We start from the raw sequence: 6,727 nt of genomic DNA, 5'->3' as shown, positions 1-6,727 counted from the left end.
AAGGCCTCGTCGTTGAAGCACCACAGATCCTCGCGCGAACCGCCGCCGCGAGCGATTACGATCGCATCGTAGCCCTTCGCGTCGGCTGCACGCAGAGCGCTTATGATCGAAGTAGGCGCGCCTTCGCCTTGTACTAGCGCGTTATACAGATCAATCTTGCAAAGCGCGAAGCGGTTCTGCGCCGCGCGAAGCATATCTGCCTGCGCCGCGGAACCCGCGCTCGTGATGATCGCGATGCTTTGGGCAAATTTCGGAAGCTGTTTTTTGTGCGCGGCATCGAAAAGCCCCTCTTTGCTAAGCTTATCTTTTAGCGCGGCAAACGCCGCTTCCAGCTCGCCCTCGCCGCTTTTGCGGATGTTTGAGACCTGGATCTGATACGCGCCCGTGGGGGCGTATAGCGAGACTTTGCCGCTTACGATGAGCTTATCGCCGACGGCGGGGATAAAATTTATCCGCGCGGCGTTAAATTTAAACATCGCGCAATCGATCGCCGCGCTCGCGTCTTTGATCGTGAAATACCAGTGCCCGCTCGTGCTTTGAGCTCTAAACTTAGAGATCTCGCCCTCGACCTCGACGAAGCTAAAGCTCGTTTCTAAAAGCGTCTTGGCTTGGGCGTTGAGCTCGCTTACGCTAAGCATCGTCGCTCTTCCGCGCGATTTTATCCGCGATGAAAAGCGTGCTGACGTCGAAGCTGAAGCCCTTTTGTACGCGCAGCTCAAAGCCCGAGTTTTTGAGCTTTTCGCTAAAGCTAGCGGCGTCTAAGAAGCTGCCGATGGAGCTTGGCAGATACTCGTAGGCTTCTTTGTTTTTCGAGATGAAAGCGCCGATTTTGGGTAAAATTTTACTCACGTAAAAATCTCTGATTTTAAACGCGAGCCCGCCGCTTGCGGCTTTGGTAAATTCCAAAACCACGAGCGAGCCGCCATGTTTGATGATCCGGCTAAATTCCGCAAGCGCCGCGTCCAGCTCCACGACGTTCCTTATGCCGTAGCTGATGCTTAAAATATCCACGCTCGCGTCATCTAGCGTCGTGGCGCCCGCGGTCGCTTTGATAAACTCGCAGCCAGGAAATTTTTGCCTAGCTACTTCAAGCATCCCTTCGCTAGGATCGATCCCCACGATCCGCTCGATCTGCACGCCGTGCTGTGCCGCGCCGTCGCACCATGAGCTTATCATATCGCCCGTACCGCACGCGATGTCGGCGATACTCACGAGCTTCCCTTTAAGCTTTTCAAGCGTCAGTTCGACCGCTTTTTTGCGCCACGAAACGTCCACGCCGAAGCTAATGGCGCGGTTTGCCAGATCGTAGGTAGGCGCGATTTCATCGAACATCTTTATGATTTTTTCCTGTTTTTGCACGAGTCTTCCTTATTCGTATGCTTTGATTTTACGTAGCGATCTTTTCAGCGCGCGCAAAAGAGCCTCTTTTTCATTTAAAATTTTTTCCTCCAGCTCGGCGCGGCGGTCGTTTAGGCGGGCGTCCAGAGCCAGCAGATATGCAAACGCGACACCGCTTTTATCGCTTGCTTTTTGATAGATCGCGATAAAATTTTGCCATACGCTGATATCTTGCAGCGCGCCGAAATCCTCGCAGGCGGCCTTGGTACGTTTAAACAGCTCTCTGACGCAGCCTTCATCAAAGCTTCTTGCAAAAATTTCAAGCGCGTATCGCAGCCTCTTTAGCCCTATGCGCACGTCGTGAAATGCCTGCAGAGACGAGCCTTGCTTTAAATTTTTTAGCTCCGCGCGCAAGCTTTTAATCAGCTTGCAAAGGCGGGCGGAGGCGAACTTTTTTGAAATTTTTTCATATTCGCTGCGCGCGTAGATGCCGTCCGCGCCGCTTAAAAAGCCGCTAATAGCGCCGTTTAAATCTGCAAATTCCGCGCTAGAAAGAAATTCTAAAATTTTATCCTCCGAGCGCTTTGCGATAAGATTTAGCTGCTGCAAAAAGCTCGCAGGCGCGTCGTCAGCTTTTAAAAACTCCGCAAAAACGTGAAGGTCTCGCAGCTGATTGGTGCGGCTCATAAATCCTGCGAGCAGTTTTAAAATTTCGCCCCTTTTTTCCGCCTCGAAAAGCGGCGCGGACAGCTTCAAAACGGCTCTAAATTTACGAATCTGCACACGCAGCTCGTGAAGAGTTTCGGGGGCGAGGCTTTTTTGATATTCGCTTTTTGCGCCGCATGCCCGTATCCACGCTAGCTCCAGCGCCAAGCGCGCGAGCTTAACGCTGTCCGCATAGGGCGGAGCGAAAAATTTAACTTGGCTAAATTTTTTAAAAACGCTGCGAGCGTGCGCGAAATCAAGCGAGCGCGGCGGCATGCCGTAACGCGCTAGATAGCGGCTTTTGTAGCGGTAATCGTCGGTGATCTCGCAAAAATCGGTGCTGCCGAAGATTTTTGCAAAATCAAAATTTGCGCTTGCCGCTTCGCTTTGGAATTTCGCTCGCAAAATCACGAGCGTATTTAGCTCGCCGCCGTAAAGCTCTAACCAAAACTCCGCTTCGTCGCTAGCAAAGCCGTAGCGGTTTTTTTGCACGACGCGGGCTATCCTGCTTTTTAAAGCTTCTTTGAAATCATCTTTTGAAATTTTAAAATTTAGAGTTTGTCTGTCGAGATCCTCTTTTTTATGGTGCAAAGAGCACTCGTCGTTTTGGCGGATGTAGTAAATTTCGGGGTAGAACGAAGTATAGAACCAAGCGATCTTTACCTTGCGACATTTCAGTCCCGCGCGCTCTAACGTCCGCAGAATCGAATCGTCGCTCATTAAAAATTTACGCTTAGTTTGCATACCCGCTCCAAAAATAAAGTGGGTAATGATAGCAGAAAATTCTTTAAACTATCTACACTTTTCGCAGTCTTCGACCGTTGTCGTGATATTTAGCTTGCGGATGAAATTGCCCGCTTTGCGCTCGATGTTTTTCAAAACATCCTTATTAAAGGCATCGTCCATGAAAAGGTCCATCACGTTACCGCATTTTTCGCACACGACGTGGATATGCGGCATCTGATAGATGTCGTAGCGGCTCTTTTTGTTCGGTGCATTGACCTCGACTACGACCCCTTCGTCGAGCAGGGTGTTTAAATTTTTATAAACCGTCGCTAGCGAAATGGATGGATAGTCCTCTTTGATCCCCTCGTATAGGTCCTCTATGCTTGGGTGCTCGTGGCGATCAAGCACCTTTAGGATACATAATCTTTGCGGAGTTGCTTTCAAACCGCAGGTTTTGAGTAGTTCTACATGATTCATTTTAATCCTTCAAAAAATTTTAAAAAGATATTATCAAATTTTACTTTAAACAAAGTTGATATTAACTAATACTTTTTATCACTTAATATTCGCTCGGCTAGAGTTTGCACGTCCAAGCCCAAGCTGCGTTCTACGTCGGCGGTCTTACCGTGCGGTAAAAAGATATCGGCAAACTCGAAACTTACGATCTTTACGTCCAAAATTTCATTTTCTTGCAAAAATGCGCTTAAAATTTCACCGACGCCGCCTTTTTTGGCGTTGTCGCTAAAGACGTACCAAATTTTATCCTTGCGAGCTAAATTTTGCAAAAACTCGGCGTCTAAAGGCTTTGCAAAGACTAGATCTACGACGTCCGCTTTGATCTGCCCTTCTAGCGCCGCAGCCGTTTTATACGCTCTACCAGCGCCGTTTCCGTAGCCGATGAGAGCTACGCGCGCGCTATCGCTGCGCTTTAAAAACACCGATTTTGCAAGCTCTACCGCAGGCGTATCGATTTCGCAGTCTAAAATAAAACTTCCGCGCGGATAGCGGATCGCCAAAACCCCCTCATGCGCGTAGGAATACTCGATGATCCGTTTAAAGCTCGCCTCGTCCCGCGGCGCGCACATGCTGACATTTGGGATTGCATTTAAGAAGCTTACGTCAAAGACCCCCTCGTGCGTCTCGCCGTCCTCGCCCACGATGCCCGCGCGATCCATCGCAAGGACTAAGCTTAAGTTCATAATCGCCGCGTCATGGACGATCTGATCGAAAGAGCGCTGCATAAAGGTCGAATATATCGTAACGTACGGCTTAAAACCCTCGCGCGCCATCGCGGCCATCGAGCTTAGCGCGTGAGGCTCGGCGATCGCGACGTCCCAGAAGCGGTGGGGAAATTTCTCGATCAGCTTATCCATACCCGTGCCGCTTGGCATCGCGGCGGTCACGCCCACGACGTTTTCATGCTTAGCGGCTAAATTTAAAAGCGCTTCGGCGTAAATTTGCGTGGCGCTTTTGGTGGCTGATTTTTTCTTAAATTCTCCGCTTTGAATGTCGAAAGGCCCTACGCCGTGCCAGCTCTCCAAATAGCCCTCGGCCTTGTCGTAGCCCTTGCCTTTGATCGTTTGAGCGTGCACGACTACGGGCTTGCGCGCGCTTTTTGCCGTCTTTAGCGCCGATATGAGATCGGCTAGGTTGTGGCCGTCCACCGGGCCGATGTATTCGAGCCCCAGCTCCTCAAAATACATCCCAGGGATGATGAGCTTTAGGGAATTTTCAAAGCGCTTTGCCATGTAAGTAGCGCTTTGCGGGGCGTGCGAGAGCAGCTCTCTTACGTGGGATTTAAATTTTTGATAGGTCTCGCCCGCCATCGCTTGGCTTAGGTATTTGCTAAAGGCGCCGATCGGCTTGCTGATGCTCATTTTGTTGTCGTTTAGGATGATGATACAGGGCAGGCGCAGATCTCCTAACTCGTTCATAGCCTCATAAGTCATACCGCCGCTCATCGAGCCGTCGCCGATGAGCACGACCGGCACGCGATCTTCGCGCTTTAGGTTTATCGCTTTTGCGGCGCCCACGGCCAAAGAGATCGACGTCGAGGCGTGTCCTGCGACGAAGTAATCAAATTTACTCTCGCTAGGCTTCGTGTAGCCGCTAATGCCGCCGAACTGCCTAAGCGAGCCGAACTCATCCCAGCGATCCGTTAGAAGCTTGTGCGCGTAGCTTTGATGGCTCACATCGAAGATAAACGGATCGTTCGCGGCGTCGAATACGTAGTGCATCGCCACGATGAGCTCGACGGCGCCCATGTTTGAGCTTAGATGGCCGCCGTTTTTACTCACGACTTCGATGATGCGCGCTCTGATCTGCGCGCAGAGCTCCCGCAGCTCCTCCAGGCTTTTATTTTTAATATCCACTCAAAATCTCTCCCAAAGCGCCCAAGACGCGATCGTTTTGCGCAGGCGTGCCGATTGTGATACGCACGGCGTTTAGCCCGTAGCTTTTTAAATTTCGAATGATGATGCCGCGGCGCAGAAGCTTCTCGCAAAGCTCGCTACTATCTAGCGGCGGGCTAAGTTTAAACGTGATGAAATTTGCGTAGCTAGGGATAAATTCCAAATTTCGCTCGCGCACAAAATCCTCGAAGCGGCTCATCTGCGCGGCGTTGTTTTGCAGGCTCTTTTGCACGAAAGCCTCGTCTTTTAGCGCCGCGATCGCCGCTGCAAGGCTAAGCGTCGTGATGTTAAAGGGCGGGCGCAGTTTATAAAGCGCGCTTATGATTTGCCGCGGCGCGATGCCGTAGCCTACGCGCATGCCGCCCAGACCGTAGACCTTCGAGAAGGTACCCAGATAGAGCACGTTTTTAAAATTTTGAATTAAAAATTTTGGATCAAGCCTCTTGCGCTCATCTTTAAACGCCGCAAATTCGTTGTACGCAGCATCGATCACCAAAAGCGTGTTCTCATCCACGCTGTGAGCGAACTCATACACCGCCTCCGCATCCAAGCACTCGCCCAGCGGGTTGTTCGGCACGCACAAAAAGATGACCGAAATTTCATCCCTGTGCGCGTCGTAAATTTTTAAAAGCTCGGCTAGATCGTGCTCCTGAGCGCTCGTTTTGTAAACTTTAGCCTCGCAATGGCTTGCGTAGATGCCGTACATCGCGAAAGTGACGCCCGCTTGCAGTATCGCGCGGCGCGAATTGAGCTTGGCGTGCAGCGCAAACTCGATGATCTGATCGCTGCCCGCGCCGATGATTATATTTTGCGGCTCTACGCCGAATTTTAAGGCGAGCGCGCCCTTTAGCTCATACATCGAATCATCGGGGTATAGATGCGCGCGTGCCGCGTTCTGCGCGATCGCCTCCTGCACCGCCTCGCTCGTGCCGAAAGGGTTTTCGTTGCTGGCAAGCTTTAACACGTCCTGCTTGCGGATACCAAACTCCCGCACCACAAGCTCGATCGGCTTGCCTGCTTCGTAATTGCTTAGATTTTCTACAAATTCGTTAAATTTCATCACTCCCCTCCGTTTATATAGCTTCCCAGCCAGGTAATTTCGTGGCCGTTTTTCTGCGCGTTTTGCAGCACACGCGCCACCCGTTCGTCGTCGATGTGCCCCTCAAAATCGACATAAAATACGCATTTAAAATCCCTAAGCTTAACAGGGCGGCTTTCTAATTTGGTTAAATTTATCCCCTCGTTGCGAAACATCTGCAAAAAGTCCACAAGCCCGCCCGGGCGGTCGTCGGTTTTGGCTAGGATGCTTGTTTTGTTGCGGTCGCTCTTTTGATTTTTAAAGTCGCTCAGCACGAAAAATCGCGTGCGATTGGCGGAATTGTCCTCGATCTTTTGAAACATCATCGGCACGCCGTAAAGATCAGCGGCGATCTTGGAGCAAATCGCGGCGGAGTGCGGCGTGGCAGCTGCCATCTGCGCCGCAAGCGCGGTAGATTTGGTCGCGGTAAATTTAACGCCGCTAAGGCCGTGATCGTCTAAAAATTTAA

At 51.0% G+C, this 6,727-nt stretch carries 7 protein-coding genes; all 7 read right to left on the bottom strand.

Features of this window, described 5'->3' with window-relative positions:
• A partial coding sequence (gene xseA, locus Q0438_RS08135; RefSeq protein WP_299190006.1) for an exodeoxyribonuclease VII large subunit occupies positions 1 to 638 on the bottom strand: 638 nt, incomplete at its 3' end.
• Positions 631 to 1,359, bottom strand: coding sequence for a bifunctional demethylmenaquinone methyltransferase/2-methoxy-6-polyprenyl-1,4-benzoquinol methylase UbiE (gene ubiE, locus Q0438_RS08130; protein WP_299190005.1), 729 nt, complete (start codon positions 1,357 to 1,359; stop codon positions 631 to 633). The genes xseA and ubiE, both read right to left, overlap by 8 nt.
• A 9-nt stretch (positions 1,360 to 1,368) precedes the next feature.
• Positions 1,369 to 2,787: a CHAD domain-containing protein gene (locus Q0438_RS08125; protein WP_299190003.1), complete on the bottom strand. Its 1,419-nt coding sequence runs from the start codon at positions 2,785 to 2,787 to the stop codon at positions 1,369 to 1,371.
• A 48-nt stretch (positions 2,788 to 2,835) separates the two neighbouring features.
• On the bottom strand, positions 2,836 to 3,246 hold the full coding sequence (locus tag Q0438_RS08120) for a Fur family transcriptional regulator (protein ID WP_299190001.1): 411 nt from the start codon (positions 3,244 to 3,246) through the stop codon (positions 2,836 to 2,838).
• 65 nt (positions 3,247 to 3,311) lie between these two features.
• A complete protein-coding gene (gene dxs, locus Q0438_RS08115) occupies positions 3,312 to 5,141 on the bottom strand; it encodes a 1-deoxy-D-xylulose-5-phosphate synthase (protein WP_299189999.1) in 1,830 nt (609 codons plus the stop codon).
• On the bottom strand, positions 5,131 to 6,240 hold the full coding sequence (gene hisC, locus Q0438_RS08110) for a histidinol-phosphate transaminase (protein ID WP_299189997.1): 1,110 nt from the start codon (positions 6,238 to 6,240) through the stop codon (positions 5,131 to 5,133). Before hisC ends, dxs begins: the two co-directional genes overlap by 11 nt.
• Positions 6,240 to 6,727 (bottom strand): prephenate dehydratase domain-containing protein (locus Q0438_RS08105; RefSeq protein ID WP_299189995.1); only part of this gene is annotated, 488 nt, incomplete at its 5' end. The genes Q0438_RS08105 and hisC, both read right to left, overlap by 1 nt.

Origin of the sequence: uncultured Campylobacter sp., from assembly GCF_938030785.1 — a bacterium.
GTDB lineage: Bacteria > Campylobacterota > Campylobacteria > Campylobacterales > Campylobacteraceae > Campylobacter_B.
This window is presented reverse-complemented; position numbering and strand designations above follow the sequence as displayed.